The sequence below is a fragment of the Sphingomonas sp. BLHR8 genome (genome assembly GCF_056821725.1).
This window is the reverse complement of sequence record NZ_JBPDIM010000001.1, coordinates 1,090,746-1,104,598: the sequence shown is the minus strand read 5'-3', so window position 1 is coordinate 1,104,598 and position 13,853 is coordinate 1,090,746. Positions and strand designations below refer to the sequence as shown.

Below are 13,853 nucleotides of genomic sequence, written 5' to 3'. Positions count from 1 at the left end.
GAAGATTTGGTCGGGACGACAGGATTCGAACCTGCGACCCCCACACCCCCAGTGTGATGCGCTACCAGGCTGCGCTACGTCCCGACCGTGGGCGCGCCGCTAGCCGGTCGGGCGGGCGGTTGCAAGCTGCGTGCGTGGGCTGGCCCGTGTCTGCGTCGACGTTGCGCGTTCGGGGGCTTGCTGTTAGGCGCCCCGCCATTGGTGCCGCATTGCGCATAGGCGATGCGGGCGATCCGTCATTTACGCGCCTGACGTCGGTTGCAGCGATTGCACGGCGGTAAGCGCGTCGTTTGCTGCGAAGGCCACATCGATGTCCGCCCTCTCGATCTTCACCGCTGCCGCCGCCCCCGCCGCCGGGGGAGGGTTCGCCGCCTTCATGCTGAACGTCGTGCCGCTGATCCTGATGTTCGCGGTGTTCTATTTCCTCATGATCCGCCCGCAGCAACGGCGTATGCGCGAACATGCGGCACGGGTCGCGAGCATCGCGCGTGGCAACACCGTCGTCACCGCCGGCGGTCTCATCGGCAAGGTGACCAAGGTGACCGACGACGAAGTTGAGGTCGAAGTCGCCGCGAACACGCGCGTGCGGGTGGTCAAGGCGACCATCTCCGAAGTGCGCAGCCCGGTTGCCAAGCCCGCCAACGACTGACGCCTTGCGCGATCCGCTGCATTGGAAAGAAACGCACGAGTAATGTCCGGCCATGCTTGATTTCCCCCGCTGGAAGGTCCTCGCGATCGTCGGGACCGTGATTGCCGGCCTCCTCATTGCGCTGCCGAGCCTCGTCCCCCCTGCCTGGACGAGCGGCTTGCCGGCGTGGATGCAACCGCGCGTCAACCTCGGCCTCGACCTTGCCGGCGGCAGCCACATCATGCTCGAAGCGGACGTCAACGACGTGCGCACGCAGCGGCTCGACAATATGGAGCGCTCGATCCGTGCCGCGATGCGGGGCGAAGCGGGCGCCGCCGATGATATCGAGATTGGCGCCGTCTCCCGCACCGGCAACAGCGTGTCCTTCCTCGTCCGCGACACCACCAAGATCGACGCCGTGCGTGAGCGGCTGAACCCGTTGACCACCGGCGCCGGGCTTTCGGGCAGCCGAACCTGGGATATCGAGGTGCGCGACGGCAATCGTTTCGTCCTCACCCAGACCCAGGCGGGATTCAACACCTTCGTGGGCGAGGCTATGGCCGGGGCGCGCAGCGTCGTCGAGCGTCGCGTCAACGCGCTCGGCACGCGCGAGCCGACCATCGTGTTGCAGGGCAACGATCGCATCGTGGTGCAGGTGCCGGGCCTGCAGGATCCGAAGGCGCTCAAGGATCTGCTCGGGCAGACCGCGCGGCTCGAGTTCCGCATGGTCAATGACGGCCCGGGCGTGCGCGAAGCGGCCGCCGCGGGCAATCCGCCGCTCGGATATGTCGTCGCCCCCTATGCCGACAGTGCGAATTTCGAGGTGGTGGGGCGCCAGGCGATCATTTCCGGCGACCAGCTTACCGCCGCCAATCAGGGCTTTGATCAGCAGAGCGGCCAGCCGGTGGTCAACATTCAGTTCAATGGTGAGGGCGCCACCGTCTTCTCGCGTGTCACGCGCGAAAACACGGGCAAGCGCTTCGCCATGCTGATCGACGGCAAGGTCCTGTCCGCGCCGACGATCAACGAACCGATCAACGGCGGCGCCGCGCAGATTTCGGGCAGCTTCACCGTCGACAGCGCCAACCAGTTGGCGATTGCGCTGCGATCGGGCGCGTTGCCGGTCAAGCTTTCGGTGGTCGAGGAACGGACCGTCACGCCGGAACTCGGCGCCGATTCGATCCGTGCGGGCGCGATCGCGGCGATCATCGCGACGCTGCTCACGCTGGTGTTCATGCTCGTCGTGTACGGCCGCTTCGGAGTGTATGCGAACATCGCGCTGGTCGCGAACATCTTCCTGGTTATCGCCGCGATGGCGATCATGGGCGCGACGCTTACGCTGCCGGGGATCGCCGGGTTCGTCCTGACGATCGGCGCGGCGGTCGATGCCAACGTGCTCATCAACGAACGCATCCGCGAGGAACTTCGGCGCGGGCGCAAGGTCGTGTCCGCCGTCGAAACCGGCTATCAGGAAGCGAGCCGCGCGATTTTCGACGCGAACATCACCAACGTCATTGCCGCAGCGCTGATGTTCTTTTTCGGTACCGGCCCGATCAAGGGCTTTGCTGTGGTGCTGACCATCGGCATCGTCACCTCGGTATTCACCGCGGTCACCGTGACGCGGCTGATGGTCGCGCGCTACCTGCGCAAGCAGCGCCCCGCTGCGCTGACGATCTGACGGGCTGACGGATATGCGCCTTCTCAAACTTGTCCCCGACAACACCAACATCGGCTTTCTGAAGTGGCGGACGATCGCCATGGCGGTCAGCATCCTGATGATCCTGGGCTCCATCGCGCTGGTCGCGGTGCGGGGCCTTAACGTCGGGATCGACTTCGCTGGCGGACAGTCGGTGCAGGTGACCTTTCCGCAAGGTGTGCCGCCAATCGATCAGGTCCGTCAGAGAGTCGCGGCGATTGGTCTGGGCGACCCGGTCATCCAGCAGTTCGGCACGTCGAACGTCGTCTCAATCCGTACCGCGGTGCCCGAGGGCGGCGAAGCGGCGAGTAACGCGGCAGGCGAACGGCTCGTGGCGGGCATCCGCCAGGCGTTTCCAACCGCTCAGACCGGCGGCGTCCAGACCGTCAGCCCCAAGGTGTCGAACGAGCTGTTCCGCACCGGCGCTATCAGCCTCGCGCTCGCGATGCTGGCGATTTCGATCTACATCTGGTTCCGGTTCGAATGGCAGTTCGGCGTCGGCGCGCTGTTTTCGCTGTTTCATGACGTCGCGCTGACCTTCGGCTTTTTTGCGCTGACTCAGCTTGAATTCGACCTCAACGTCATCGCCGCGCTGCTGACCATCGTCGGCTATTCGCTCAACGACACCATCGTCGTTTACGACCGCGTGCGCGAGAATCTGCGCAAGTATCGAAGGATGGGGATCATCGAGCTGCTCGACCTCAGCGTCAACGAAACGCTGTCGCGCACGGTGATGACCAGCCTGACCATGATCGCAGCGCTCGCGGCGCTGCTGCTGATCGGCCCGCCGGTGATTTTTGGCTTCACCGCTGCGATGCTGCTGGGCATTCTGATCGGCACCTATTCCTCGATCTACATCGCCTGCGCCATCCTCGTCTGGCTGAAGGTTGGCCCCGACAGCTTTGTCGCCGTCGACGACAAGGCCGCGAAGCCCGCCGCTCCCGCCGATCCGCACGCCGGCGCGGTGGTGTGAGGGTGACGACGGGCGCTTGACGGCGTCCGTCGTTCCCGCGATGTTCCGCGGATGACACTGACCGCCGCGCACTTCGTTCTGCTCATTGCCATCGGTGGCGGGGCGGCGCTGATCGGCTGGCTACTGGGCTCGCGCGCTGGCGCCAATGCGGCCCGCGAGGCGGCCGCGCTCGGCGCTGAACGCGATGCCTTGAAAAGCGATCGCGACGCGCATGCCGATCGCTGGCGCGCCGCGGTGCGCGATCTTGAGACCGCCAGCCGCGAGCGGGAAGGGCATGCGCTGGAGCTTGAGCGGTTGCGCTCGCAGCTCCACGCCGGCGAACGTGCGCACGCGGCGCAGGTGGAGGCGCTGACGCAGGCGCGTGACGCGCTCGCCGCGCAGTTCCAGGAGGTCGGCGCGCGCCTGCTCGACCGAGCGCAGGCGCAGTTTCTAGACAAGGCTGGCGAACGCTTCGCGGCGTCGGAAGCGGCAGCGGGCGAGCAGTTGAAGGCGCTGGTCGCGCCCGTCCACGACCGGCTCAAGGCCTATGAGGATGCGGTTGCCAAGGTCGAGGCCGAACGACGCGAAAGCTACGGCAGCCTCCACGCGCTGATGCACGATATGCGGCGGGGTCAGGAGGCGGTGCGCGAGAGCGCGAGCAACCTCATGAACTCGCTGCGCAACGCCCCCAAGGCGCGGGGGCGCTGGGGGGAGCAGCAGCTGCGCAATGTGCTCGAGCATTGTGGCCTCGCCGAACATGTCGACTTTTCGACCGAGGTCAGCGTCGAGGGGGAGGGCGGTCGTCTGCGCCCAGATGCGGTGGTGCGCGTGCCCGGCGGGCGGACGCTGGTGATCGACGCCAAGGTCTCGCTCAACGCCTACCAGGATGCACACGGCGCGCCCGATCATGAACGTGCAGCGCACCTCGCGCGGCACGCGACCGACATCAAGGCGCATGTGACGACGCTCGGCGGCAAGGCCTATCAGGACCAGTTCGACGACGCGCCCGACTTCGTCATCATGTTCATCCCCGGCGAACATTTCCTTGCCGCCGCCTTGGAGGCGGAGCCCGGATTGTGGGACATCGCCTTTCAGAAGCGCGTCCTGCTGGCGACGCCGACTAACCTCGTCGCCATTGCGCGCACCGTTGCCGGGGTATGGCGACAGGAAAAACTGGCCGGTCAGGCGCGCGAGATCGGCACGCTCGGCAAGGACCTCTATGCGCGGATGGTCACGATGGGCGGCCACCTGTCGAAGCTCGGCGGCAGCCTCGACCAGGCCGTGTCGCGCTACAACCAGTTTGTCGGCAGCTTCGAAAGTCAGGTGCTGACGCAGGCGCGCCGGTTCGAAGCTCTGGACATCGAGACCGGGGGCAAGGAAATCCCGCTCAGCACTGGCTGTGAACAGACGGCGCGCCCGCTGACCAAGCTCGCAGCGAGCACGGACTCCTCGCCAACCGAACTGGTCGACCTCACGAGCTGAACGCGTCTATTCCGCGCGCGACAATTCGATGCGGCCGATGCCGTTCTGCAGCGTGTAGCCGCCCGACGACGTGCCCCTGACCGCCAGCGGCTCCGCCATGATCGCGCCGAACCGCGACTCTAGCCTGGCGAGAGCGTCGGGGCATCCCATTCGGGTTGACGCCACTGCGCCGGCGACGAGGCGACCGCGTTGCAGCGTATAAGGCGCGCTCATGCGATTGCAGCCCACGGTCGCGGAAAGGCGCGACCCGTCAAACCGCACGGTCGCCACGTCGGCATTGCCCGGGACCGTACCGCCGTCGATGCTGCGAATGCGCCACGCGCGCTCCTGCAGCGTGATCGGCTCCCCGCCGCACCCCTCGTACTGCCGGCCCTTGGCCGTCACCTGCACTCGGTCGGGATACACACGGTCGCTCATCCCGTCGCTGCAATCCGCATGGACGATGTTTACGGAGAGATCGCGGCCATTGTAAATCTCGCCTGCGAAGCCGTGGATCACACGCGGGGTCGGCGTTCGGACATTGCGACCGTTCATTTCGTTGAAGGTCATGTGGCTGGGAGTAATCTCCAGCGTCCAGAACGGTTCGGTCCCGACCGCCAGATAGGCGCCCTGTGCGGTCACCGGCGGGCGCGCCGGGGAGGGAGCCTCTGCCGACTGCGGCGAAGGGTAGGCGCAAGCCCCGGCTGCGAAAGCGGGCAGCGACAGCAGGGCCAGGCGCAAGATCAACTTGGACATGGACGTCTCGTCGTAAGTTAAGTCGATCACCCAACGCGCGTTCGTTCGAGAATGTCCGCCACGCGATAGGCGGTGACGGCCGCCGCGACCGACGCGTTCAGACTGTCGGCGCGCCCTCGCATTGGGATGCGCACGCGCATGTCGCAGGCGTCCTCATAACTCGACGGCAGTCCGCGCGCCTCGTTACCGACCAGGACGAAGCATGGCGATGCATAGGCGGCGTCGCGATAGTCGACGGTGCCCGGTGCGAGACTGGTGCCGATCAGCTGGCCGGCGCCCCGCCGGAGCCAGCCGAGAAAGCCATCCCAGTCGCTGTGCGTGATCGCCTGTGTGAACAGTGCCCCCATGCTGGCGCGGACGGTTTCCACCGAAAAGGGGTCGACGCAGTCGTCGATCAGGATCACGCCGCCGGCCCCGACCGCATCGCCGGTGCGAAGCAAGGTGCCGAGATTGCCCGGGTCGCGCATCGCCTGCGCGACGAACCAGATCGGCGCGCGCGTGCGGTCGAGCTGTTCGAGAGCGGCCCATCGTTCGCGATAGATGCCAACGACGCTCTGCGGATTGTCCTTGCCCGACAGCTTTGCCAGCACGTCGCGGCTGGCGACGATGGGGTCTCCCCCCGCGGCTCGGGTTTCGTCGATGAGGGCGTCGATCAGGGGATGACGGTCGGCGTGGTCCCCGATAAAGAGCTGGACCGGCAACACCCCCTGTTCGCGCGCTTCGGTCGCGATCCTCAGTCCTTCGGCAAGGAACAGCCCCGTACCGCGGCGATGTTTCTTGTCGCGCAGACTTCGCGCCGCCTTCACCAACGGGTTGGCCACGCTGTCGATCCGGCGCAGCGGTGGCGGCTCCACCGGGTCAGTCCTCGCCAAAGCGGTCGCGGACCAGCCCGGCGAGTTTCAGCAAGGCGGCCTCTGCGCCTTCACCGTCCACATGGATGGTGATGGTGTCCCCGCGCGCGGCCCCCAGCATCATCAGCCCCATGATCGACGTTCCCGCCACGCGGTGACCGTCCTTTTCGACCTCGACACGAAGGCCCGGGGGAAGCGCCGCGACGTGATTGACGAATTTCGCGCTGGCGCGCGCGTGCAGCCCGCGGAGGTTGGAGATTTCGACGGTCTCGCTCGCGCTCACGCGATCGAGCTCAACAGTTCGGAAGCAACCGAGATATATTTCTGTCCCGCCTCCCGAGCGGCACGCACGGCATCGGTGATGTTCATGCTGCGACGCGCGGAATCGAGCCGGATCAGCATGGGCAGGTTGACGCCGGCGATGACCTCGACCGCACCCGGCTCGAGCATCGAGATTGACAGGTTGGACGGCGTGCCGCCGAACAGGTCGGTCAGCAGGATGGTGCCGCCCGGTCCGCGCACCGTCGCGATCGCATCCGCAATTTCGCTGCGGCGCTGCTCCATATCGTCGTTGGGGCCGATGCAGACGCAGGCGATCGATCGCTGCGGTCCGACCACATGCTCCATCGCGACGCGGAATTCTTCGGCAAGTCGGCCATGGGTGACGAGCACCAGGCCAATGGCGGGTGGGGGAGGAACGGGCATGGAAGCGGCCCTTTAGGCCGAGACGCCGGTCGTCTCAAGGCTCGGTTGCGGCTGCGTCCGATCGAGGTCGCGGTGGATGAGCGACGGGGCGAAACCGATGCCCGTCATGGTCCCCGCGATGCGCTCCGCCACATGCACCGACCGGTGGCGCCCCCCGGTGCAGCCGATGGCGATCGTCAGATAACTCCGCCCTTCCTCCGCATAGCGCGGCAGCATCGCCGTCAGCAGCCCTTCGATGCGGGCGACGATCTCTTCATACGCAGGGTCGGCCCGGACGTAGGCCGCAACCTCCGCATCGCGTCCCGTCTTGGGCCGCAGTTCGGGGTCCCAGTAGGGATTGCGCAGGAAACGCATGTCGAAGACGAGGTCGGCATTGCGCGGCAGGCCGCGGGCAAAGCCAAAGCTCATCACCGTCACCGTCAGACCTGGTCGGGCGCCCGGGGTGAAGCGCCGCCGCAGATCCTGCGTCAGTTCGGGCGCGGTGTAATGGGTCGTGTCGATGATCGCGAACGCCCAGCGCCGCAACGGTTCGAGCATTTCACGCTCGCGCGCGATGCCATCCGACGCGGGTCGGTCGAGCGCCAGCGGGTGGCGACGTCGGGTTTCCGAGAAGCGCCGCTCCAGTTCCGCGCCGGAACAGTCGAGAAACAGCGTTTCGACCTCGACATCGCCGCGCTCCCGCAAGGCGGTGATGGTGGCGAGCACGCTTTCGGCGGAGAAGCCGCGGGTGCGGGCGTCGATGCCGATGGCGAGCGGGCGGTCCAGCGCCCCGTCTTCGGCAAGGTTCGGCGTCTGCAGCAGCGGGTCGAGCAAACTGATGGGGAGATTGTCGACCGTCTCCCATCCCATGTCCTGCAGTGCGCGCAGCGCCGTCGATGCGCCGGCGCCGGACATGCCGGTCACCAAGAGGATGCGCGGCGCAGCGCTGGAGGGGGCGACCGCGGCGGGCGATCCCGGATCAGGTGCCGTCATGGCTGCGTCCTAGAGCCCCCAGCGTTCGACCGCCAGTGCGATCCGATCCACCGCCGCAGAGAGAAACGGGTCAATTCGAAACGCAGGCAGGCGCCGGTTCGCGACCGTGGCGATGTCGATGTCGATCCCGGTGCGATCGGGACGGTAGCCCGGCGCACATTCTACGACCAACGCGATCGGATGCGCGCCCGCGGCGCAGGGAAGGTCGATCGCGCCGAGTCCGGCGAGCCACAGACGCGGGCTTCCGGTGTGAGCGGATGACACGGTGGGGAAGGGCGGCGACAAGTCGATCACGAGCGCGTCGTCGCCGATGAGCCGTGCGCTGTCACGGATCAGCGCCCACGCGAGTTCGCTTTTGCCGCTACCCGGCGGCCCGACGATCAGCACCGCGCGGTCGCCGCACAGCACTGCGCTGCCGTGGATATGGGCGGGCGGTTCGTCGTCCATCGGGCGTCTCAAGCAAAGCCCGACGCGCGCCGCAAGCGGTCGGGCGGGGGAGGCAGGCCCGTCAGCGAGGTTTGACCCGTGACGGCACATTATTTAGGGGGGAGCCCCATTACGCGGCCCGCCGTCCGGCGTGCGCGATCGTGACCGGCGTGGCTGTTCCGCCCGGCCTCCCCTTGGGGAGGCACGGGCCAACGGCGCAACAACTGAAGAAGGCGAGCGCGACGATGACCCTTTCGATTGGTGGCACTGAGGTGGAGACGCGCGCGACGGTTCACCGCAACCTGTCGACCCCGGCGCTGGTCGAACACGCGATAGAGCGCGGCGAGGGCGTCATCGCCAAGGATGGTCCGATCGTCGTCGCGACGGGTGCGCATACTGGGCGGTCGGCGCAGGACAAATATATTGTTCGCGATGCCGAGACCGAGAACACGGTGTGGTGGGGCAAGGTGAACCAGGCCATGAGCCCCGAGCATTTCGCGGCGCTCAAGGCGGACTTCCTCAAGGCGCTGGCGGACAAGGAGACGTTGTTCGTTGCGGACCTGTTCGGCGGGTCGCAGCCCGAGCACCGGGTCAACGTGACGGTCATCAACGAACTCGCCTGGCACAACCAGTTCATCCGGACGATGCTGGTGCGGCCGACGCGCGAGCAGCTCGCTGCCTTCACGCCCGAATATACCATCATCGACCTGCCGAGCTTCCGCGCGGACCCCGCGCGTCACGGCTGCCGCAGCGAAACGGTGATCGCGGTCAACTTTATGGAAAAGCTCATCCTGATCGGCGGAACCGCCTATGCTGGTGAGATGAAGAAGTCGGTGTTCGGCCTCCTCAACTATCTGCTGCCGGAGCAGGGCATCATGCCGATGCATTGTTCGGCCAATATCGGCCCCGATGGCGACACGGCGGTGTTCTTCGGCCTCAGCGGCACCGGCAAGACCACGCTCAGCGCCGATGCCAGCCGCACGCTGATCGGTGACGACGAGCACGGCTGGTCGGACACCGCGGTCTTCAATTTCGAGGGTGGCTGCTACGCCAAGATGATTCGCCTGTCGGCCGAGGCGGAGCCCGAAATCTTTGCGACGACGAAGCGTTTCGGCACCGTGCTCGAGAATGTCGTAATCGATCCGGTCACGCGCGAGATCGACCTCGACGACGCGAGCCTCGCAGAAAACAGCCGCGGCGCGTACCCGGTGGAGTTCATTCCGAACGCCAGCGCGGACAATATGGGCCCGGTTCCGCGCACGATCATCATGCTCACCGCCGACGCTTACGGCGTGCTGCCGCCGATCGCGCAGATGACGCCCGAGCAGGCAATGTATCATTTCCTGTCGGGCTACACCGCGCGCGTGGCGGGAACTGAGATCGGCGTCACCGAACCGACGGCGACCTTCTCGACCTGTTTCGGTGCGCCGTTCATGCCGCGCCACCCGAGCGTCTATGGCAACCTCCTCAAGGAGCGTATCGCGCGCGGCGGGGTGACCTGCTGGCTGGTCAACACGGGCTGGACCGGCGGCAGCTACGGCACGGGCAGCCGCATGCCGATCAAGGCGACGCGCGCGTTGCTCAATGCTGCGCTCGACGGCAGCCTCGCGCGGGCCGAATTCCGCACCGACCCGATCTTCGGTCTGAAGGTCCCGGTGTCGGTGCCTGGCGTCGACAGCAAAATCCTTGATCCGCGTTCGACCTGGTCCGACTCGGCGGCCTATGACGCGACGGCGAAGAAGCTGGCCGATCAGTTCGTCGCCAACTTCGCGCAGTTTGCGGACCATGTCGATGCGGGTGTGCGTGAAGCCGCGCCGCGGGTGGCGGCCTGACCGGCGCGATGGCGGCGGTGCGCGACGCGACCGCCGCCGACCTCCCCGCGCTGGTAGCGCTCGTGCAGTCCGCGTATCGCGGTGACAGCGCGCGCGTGGGTTGGACGCACGAGGCGGATCTGCTTGACGGGCAGCGCATCGATGAGACGATGCTGCGCGACCTGCTGGCGAACGACGCCAATCGCATCATTGTCCTGGAGGATGGCCCCGAAATGGTGGGGTGCGTCGCGATCGAGCCTCGCGACGGCTATGCGTATATCGGCATGGTGACCGTCGCGCCCGACCGGCAGGGCGCGGGCGTCGGGGCGAGATTGCTGACGGCGGCCGAATGGGCGGCAATCGACCGGGGCTTCACTGAGTGCCGGATGACCGTCATCGCACAGCGCGAAAAGCTGATCGGCTGGTACGAGCGTAAGGGCTATCGCCGGACAGGCGATCGTGAACCCTTTCCCTATGGTGACGAACGTTTCGGACGACCGCGCCGAGACGATCTCGCATTCGTCGTCCTCAGCAAGACTCTGCCCTCCGCCAAATAAGAAAAGGGCGCCGCGGTGTCGCGACGCCCCTCCCAACGTTCTACGGTGCTGGCTCAGTCCATCATCTGCGGCGGAACCTTGCCACCGTTGACCGACAGCGCCTTCATCACCGCGCGATGCAGGCGGGTGTTCATGTCAGCGCTGCCGTCGAGCGGCCCCTGGTAACCCAGCTCCTGCGCCAGCGCCTTGCGGTTATCGAGGCTCGAATCCATGTCGAGCGTCTTCATCAGGTCGACGATAGAATTCTGCCAGTTGAGGTTGCCGCCCTTGGCCTGCGCCTTGGCTTCGAGAACCGCAGCGACGTCGACTTCCTCTTCCTGCACCGGTGCGGCGGCTGTGGTGGTGGTCGTCGTCGTGGCAGGGTTCGCCGCCTGCGCGTTCGCCTCGTCGCGACGGCCGAAGATCGCATTTTTGATGCTCGAGAAAATATTCATTTCGCCTCCCTATCGCCCTTCAGGGCCCAACGGCGCGCGGAGTCCAAAGGAACAAACTGAACCGCCCGGCGCTTCCACTGCGATAACGCCGTCGGCGCGAAAGGGTTCGTGCCGGCGCTGCTTTTTCGGGGAGCCTTCATTCATGGATATCGCTTCGATGCTGGCACAGTCCGGCGCACTCAGTTCAGCCGCGCGCGAGCTCGGGATCGACCAGCAGACCGCTTCGACCGGCGCGGCGGCGCTGCTTCCGGCGATCCTTGGCGGCTTTCAGCGTCAGGCCGAAACCGGCGGCGGCGCGGGCGCCATCGAGGCCATGCTCGGCGGCATGGGCGGGCCGATGCTCGCTGAATCGGTCGTCGGCGATCAGCCCACCAACGTCGTCCAGGGCAACAACCTCCTCGGCGGGATTTTCGGCACGAAGGACGTGAGCCGACAGGTCGCCGACCATGCGGCGGGGCAGACGGGGATCGATCCGGCGACGTTGCGCAAGCTGCTGCCGGTCGTCGCCATGCTCGTCGGCGGTTATCTCGCCACGCGCGGTCGTGACGGCCAGGGCGGCGGTCTTGGCGGAGCCCTCGGCAATGTGCTGGGCGGCGGTGCCGGCGGCGGCATGGGTGGCGGCTTGCCCGGCGCGGCAGCGGGCGGCGGTCTGGGCGGCATCCTCGGCCAGGTGATCGGCGCTGCGATGGGCGGTGGCCGCCCGCTGCAGCAGCAGGCGCCGGCCGGCGGAATGGGCGGTCTCGGCGATATTCTGGGCGGCATCGCCGGCGGATCGAACAACCCGCTGACCCAGATCCTCGGCGGCATGATGGGAGGTCGGCGCTGACGCCGTTCCCGGACCCGGAGAAAAGGGCGCGCCATGAGGCGCTGCAATCACGGCTGTGGCTGGTCGTGATGGCGTTGATGGTTGCGGTCAGCGTTGCATCGCTCATCAAGAACGGATGACACCGACCTTTGAAGCGGGCGGGCGATGTAACTCGCCCGCCCGCATCTTGGCGCTACGGGGGTGTGACGCTAGGGCTCGAGGCGGACAGTTTCAGGAGTAACGACACGTGCGGCAGATCGACCACCTCATTGTCGGCGGCGCCAGCGCCCCAGCCGCCCGTCATGGTGACGTTTTCGATCCAAATGCGGGGTCGGTTCAGGCGCGTGTGGCGCTCGGCGACAAGGCGGTTCTCGATCGCGCCGTCGCCGCCGCGCAGGCCGCGCAGCCCGAATGGGCGGCAACCAATCCGCAACGCCGCGCACGCGTCATGTTCCGCTTCAAGGAGCTGGTCGAAGCTCGGATGGACGAGCTCGCCCGTCTCCTCTCCAGCGAACATGGCAAGGTCATCGCCGACTCCAAGGGCGACATTCAGCGCGGGCTGGAGGTGATCGAATTCGCCTGCGGCATCCCGCACGCGCTGAAGGGCGAATATACGCAGGGCGCGGGACCCGGCATCGACGTTTATTCGATGCGCCAGCCGATCGGCATCGGGGCGGGCATCACCCCGTTCAACTTCCCCGCGATGATCCCGCTATGGATGAGCGGTGTCGCGATCGCCTGCGGCAACGCCTTCATCATCAAGCCGTCGGAACGCGATCCGTCGCTGCCGGTCAAGCTCGCGGAAATCTTGCTCGAAGCCGGCCTGCCCGAAGGCATCTGCCAGGTGGTCCACGGCGACAAGGAGATGGTCGACGCCATCCTCGACCACCCCGCCATCGGCGCAGTGAGCTTCGTCGGTTCGTCCGACATCGCGCATTATGTCTATAACCGCGGCGTCGCGGCGGGGAAGCGCGTGCAGGCGATGGGCGGGGCCAAGAATCACGGCATTGTCATGCCCGATGCCGACCTCGACCAGGTGGTCAACGACCTCGCCGGCGCCGCGTTCGGCTCGGCGGGGGAGCGTTGCATGGCGCTGCCGGTGGTGGTGCCGGTGGGCGACGCCACCGCCGACCGCCTGCGCGAAAAGTTGATCCCTGCCATCGAGGGGCTCCGCGTGGGCGTCTCGACCGACGCTGACGCGCACTATGGCCCGGTCGTCACCGCCGCGCACAAGGCCAAGGTCGAAGGCTGGATTCAGACCGCCGCCGATGAGGGCGCGGAGATCGTCATCGATGGTCGCGGCTTCACGCTGCAGGGTCACGAGCAGGGCTTCTTTGTCGGCCCGACGCTGATCGATCGCGTAACGCCGCAGATGAAAAGCTATCAGGAGGAAATCTTCGGCCCGGTGCTGCAGATCGTCCGCGTTCCCGATTTCGAGGCCGCTCTGCGCCTGCCGAGCGAGCATCAGTATGGCAATGGCGTCGCGATTTTCACGCGCAACGGCCACGCCGCGCGCGACTTCGCCGCGCGTGTGAACGTCGGCATGGTCGGCATCAATGTGCCGATCCCCGTGCCGGTCGCCTATCACAGCTTCGGCGGCTGGAAGCGTTCCGCATTCGGTGACGTCAACCAGCACGGCATGGAGGGGGTGCGCTTCTGGACCAAGGTCAAGACGGTGACGCAGCGCTGGCCGGGCGATGACAGCGCCATGTGCACCGTCGCCGAAGATGGCGGCCCCGCGCGCCTTTCAGGGGATGCGTTCGTCATCCCCACCATGCGCTGACAGGGAAGGGCGGGTC

The 13,853-nt window shown here is 66.7% G+C and carries 15 protein-coding genes and 1 tRNA gene; 8 read left to right on the top strand and 8 right to left on the bottom strand.

From position 1 onward, the window contains the following. Nucleotides 1–7 precede the first annotated feature (7 nt). Nucleotides 8–84: transfer RNA gene (locus ACRYJK_RS05480), tRNA-Pro, on the bottom strand. A gap of 226 nt (nucleotides 85–310) precedes the next feature. Between ACRYJK_RS05480 and yajC the strand changes: the two genes are divergently transcribed. From yajC to ACRYJK_RS05460, 4 genes are read left to right on the top strand one after another with little or no spacing between them, the layout of a single operon-like run. Then, a complete protein-coding gene (yajC, locus tag ACRYJK_RS05475) occupies nucleotides 311–649 on the top strand; it encodes a preprotein translocase subunit YajC (protein ID WP_482666536.1) in 339 nt (112 codons plus the stop codon). A 52-nt stretch (nucleotides 650–701) separates the two neighbouring features. Continuing rightward, the gene (gene secD / locus ACRYJK_RS05470) at nucleotides 702–2,306 is read left to right on the top strand and encodes a protein translocase subunit SecD (protein ID WP_482666535.1); all 1,605 of its coding nucleotides are present in this window, start codon (nucleotides 702–704) and stop codon (nucleotides 2,304–2,306) included. 13 nt (nucleotides 2,307–2,319) lie between these two features. Further along, entirely contained in the window at nucleotides 2,320–3,297 is a 978-nt protein-coding gene (secF, locus tag ACRYJK_RS05465) for a protein translocase subunit SecF (protein WP_482666534.1), read from the top strand. Nucleotides 3,298–3,348: 51 nt separating this feature from the next. Beyond that, nucleotides 3,349–4,758 carry a DNA recombination protein RmuC gene (locus ACRYJK_RS05460; RefSeq protein WP_482666533.1) on the top strand — a complete coding sequence of 470 codons (1,410 nt, stop codon included), beginning with the start codon at nucleotides 3,349–3,351 and terminating at the stop codon, nucleotides 4,756–4,758. Nucleotides 4,759–4,764: 6 nt separating this feature from the next. Here ACRYJK_RS05460 and ACRYJK_RS05455 read toward each other — a convergent pair whose 3' ends face one another. Genes ACRYJK_RS05455 through ACRYJK_RS05430 form a run of 6 tightly spaced genes read right to left on the bottom strand, consistent with a single transcriptional unit; the run spans nucleotide 4,765 to nucleotide 8,468 of the window. Next, on the bottom strand, nucleotides 4,765–5,493 hold the full coding sequence (locus tag ACRYJK_RS05455) for an META domain-containing protein (protein ID WP_482666532.1): 729 nt from the start codon (nucleotides 5,491–5,493) through the stop codon (nucleotides 4,765–4,767). 26 nt (nucleotides 5,494–5,519) lie between these two features. Next, the gene (locus ACRYJK_RS05450; RefSeq protein WP_482666531.1) at nucleotides 5,520–6,347 is read right to left on the bottom strand and encodes a TrmH family RNA methyltransferase; all 828 of its coding nucleotides are present in this window, start codon (nucleotides 6,345–6,347) and stop codon (nucleotides 5,520–5,522) included. 4 nt (nucleotides 6,348–6,351) lie between these two features. Continuing rightward, on the bottom strand, nucleotides 6,352–6,627 hold the full coding sequence (locus tag ACRYJK_RS05445) for an HPr family phosphocarrier protein (protein WP_482666530.1): 276 nt from the start codon (nucleotides 6,625–6,627) through the stop codon (nucleotides 6,352–6,354). Beyond that, nucleotides 6,624–7,049 (bottom strand): PTS sugar transporter subunit IIA, encoded by a 426-nt coding sequence (locus ACRYJK_RS05440; protein ID WP_482666529.1) that lies wholly within the window; start codon nucleotides 7,047–7,049, stop codon nucleotides 6,624–6,626. Before ACRYJK_RS05440 ends, ACRYJK_RS05445 begins: the two co-directional genes overlap by 4 nt. A gap of 12 nt (nucleotides 7,050–7,061) precedes the next feature. Then, nucleotides 7,062–8,021: an RNase adapter RapZ gene (rapZ, locus tag ACRYJK_RS05435; RefSeq protein WP_482666528.1), complete on the bottom strand. Its 960-nt coding sequence runs from the start codon at nucleotides 8,019–8,021 to the stop codon at nucleotides 7,062–7,064. A gap of 9 nt (nucleotides 8,022–8,030) precedes the next feature. After that, on the bottom strand, nucleotides 8,031–8,468 hold the full coding sequence (locus tag ACRYJK_RS05430) for an HPr kinase/phosphorylase (protein WP_482666527.1): 438 nt from the start codon (nucleotides 8,466–8,468) through the stop codon (nucleotides 8,031–8,033). Between the two features lie 224 nt (nucleotides 8,469–8,692). Here ACRYJK_RS05430 and ACRYJK_RS05425 point away from each other — a divergent pair, with 224 nt between their 5' ends. Together ACRYJK_RS05425 and ACRYJK_RS05420 are read left to right on the top strand one after the other, a co-directional pair. After that, a complete protein-coding gene (locus tag ACRYJK_RS05425; RefSeq protein ID WP_482666526.1) occupies nucleotides 8,693–10,279 on the top strand; it encodes a phosphoenolpyruvate carboxykinase in 1,587 nt (528 codons plus the stop codon). A gap of 8 nt (nucleotides 10,280–10,287) precedes the next feature. Further along, nucleotides 10,288–10,815: a GNAT family N-acetyltransferase gene (locus ACRYJK_RS05420; RefSeq protein WP_482666525.1), complete on the top strand. Its 528-nt coding sequence runs from the start codon at nucleotides 10,288–10,290 to the stop codon at nucleotides 10,813–10,815. Nucleotides 10,816–10,868: 53 nt separating this feature from the next. Here ACRYJK_RS05420 and ACRYJK_RS05415 read toward each other — a convergent pair whose 3' ends face one another. After that, nucleotides 10,869–11,249 carry a DUF3597 domain-containing protein gene (locus ACRYJK_RS05415; protein ID WP_482666524.1) on the bottom strand — a complete coding sequence of 127 codons (381 nt, stop codon included), beginning with the start codon at nucleotides 11,247–11,249 and terminating at the stop codon, nucleotides 10,869–10,871. A 142-nt stretch (nucleotides 11,250–11,391) separates the two neighbouring features. Here ACRYJK_RS05415 and ACRYJK_RS05410 point away from each other — a divergent pair, with 142 nt between their 5' ends. Together ACRYJK_RS05410 and ACRYJK_RS05405 are read left to right on the top strand one after the other, a co-directional pair. Then, nucleotides 11,392–12,075, top strand: coding sequence for a DUF937 domain-containing protein (locus tag ACRYJK_RS05410; protein ID WP_482666523.1), 684 nt, complete (start codon nucleotides 11,392–11,394; stop codon nucleotides 12,073–12,075). A gap of 226 nt (nucleotides 12,076–12,301) precedes the next feature. Next, entirely contained in the window at nucleotides 12,302–13,837 is a 1,536-nt protein-coding gene (locus tag ACRYJK_RS05405; RefSeq protein WP_482666522.1) for a CoA-acylating methylmalonate-semialdehyde dehydrogenase, read from the top strand. Nucleotides 13,838–13,853 lie beyond the last annotated feature (16 nt).

Coding starts and splice junctions, on each gene's coding strand:
- yajC (WP_482666536.1), top strand. CDS start 311: ATGTCCGCCCTCTCGATCTTCACCGCTGCCGCCGCCCCCGCCGCCGGG.
- secD (WP_482666535.1), top strand. CDS start 702: ATGCTTGATTTCCCCCGCTGGAAGGTCCTCGCGATCGTCGGGACCGTG.
- secF (WP_482666534.1), top strand. CDS start 2,320: ATGCGCCTTCTCAAACTTGTCCCCGACAACACCAACATCGGCTTTCTG.
- ACRYJK_RS05460 (WP_482666533.1), top strand. CDS start 3,349: ATGACACTGACCGCCGCGCACTTCGTTCTGCTCATTGCCATCGGTGGC.
- ACRYJK_RS05455 (WP_482666532.1), bottom strand. CDS start 5,493: ATGTCCAAGTTGATCTTGCGCCTGGCCCTGCTGTCGCTGCCCGCTTTC.
- ACRYJK_RS05440 (WP_482666529.1), bottom strand. CDS start 7,049: ATGCCCGTTCCTCCCCCACCCGCCATTGGCCTGGTGCTCGTCACCCAT.
- rapZ (WP_482666528.1), bottom strand. CDS start 8,021: ATGACGGCACCTGATCCGGGATCGCCCGCCGCGGTCGCCCCCTCCAGC.
- ACRYJK_RS05430 (WP_482666527.1), bottom strand. CDS start 8,468: ATGGACGACGAACCGCCCGCCCATATCCACGGCAGCGCAGTGCTGTGC.
- ACRYJK_RS05425 (WP_482666526.1), top strand. CDS start 8,693: ATGACCCTTTCGATTGGTGGCACTGAGGTGGAGACGCGCGCGACGGTT.
- ACRYJK_RS05420 (WP_482666525.1), top strand. CDS start 10,288: ATGGCGGCGGTGCGCGACGCGACCGCCGCCGACCTCCCCGCGCTGGTA.
- ACRYJK_RS05415 (WP_482666524.1), bottom strand. CDS start 11,249: ATGAATATTTTCTCGAGCATCAAAAATGCGATCTTCGGCCGTCGCGAC.
- ACRYJK_RS05410 (WP_482666523.1), top strand. CDS start 11,392: ATGGATATCGCTTCGATGCTGGCACAGTCCGGCGCACTCAGTTCAGCC.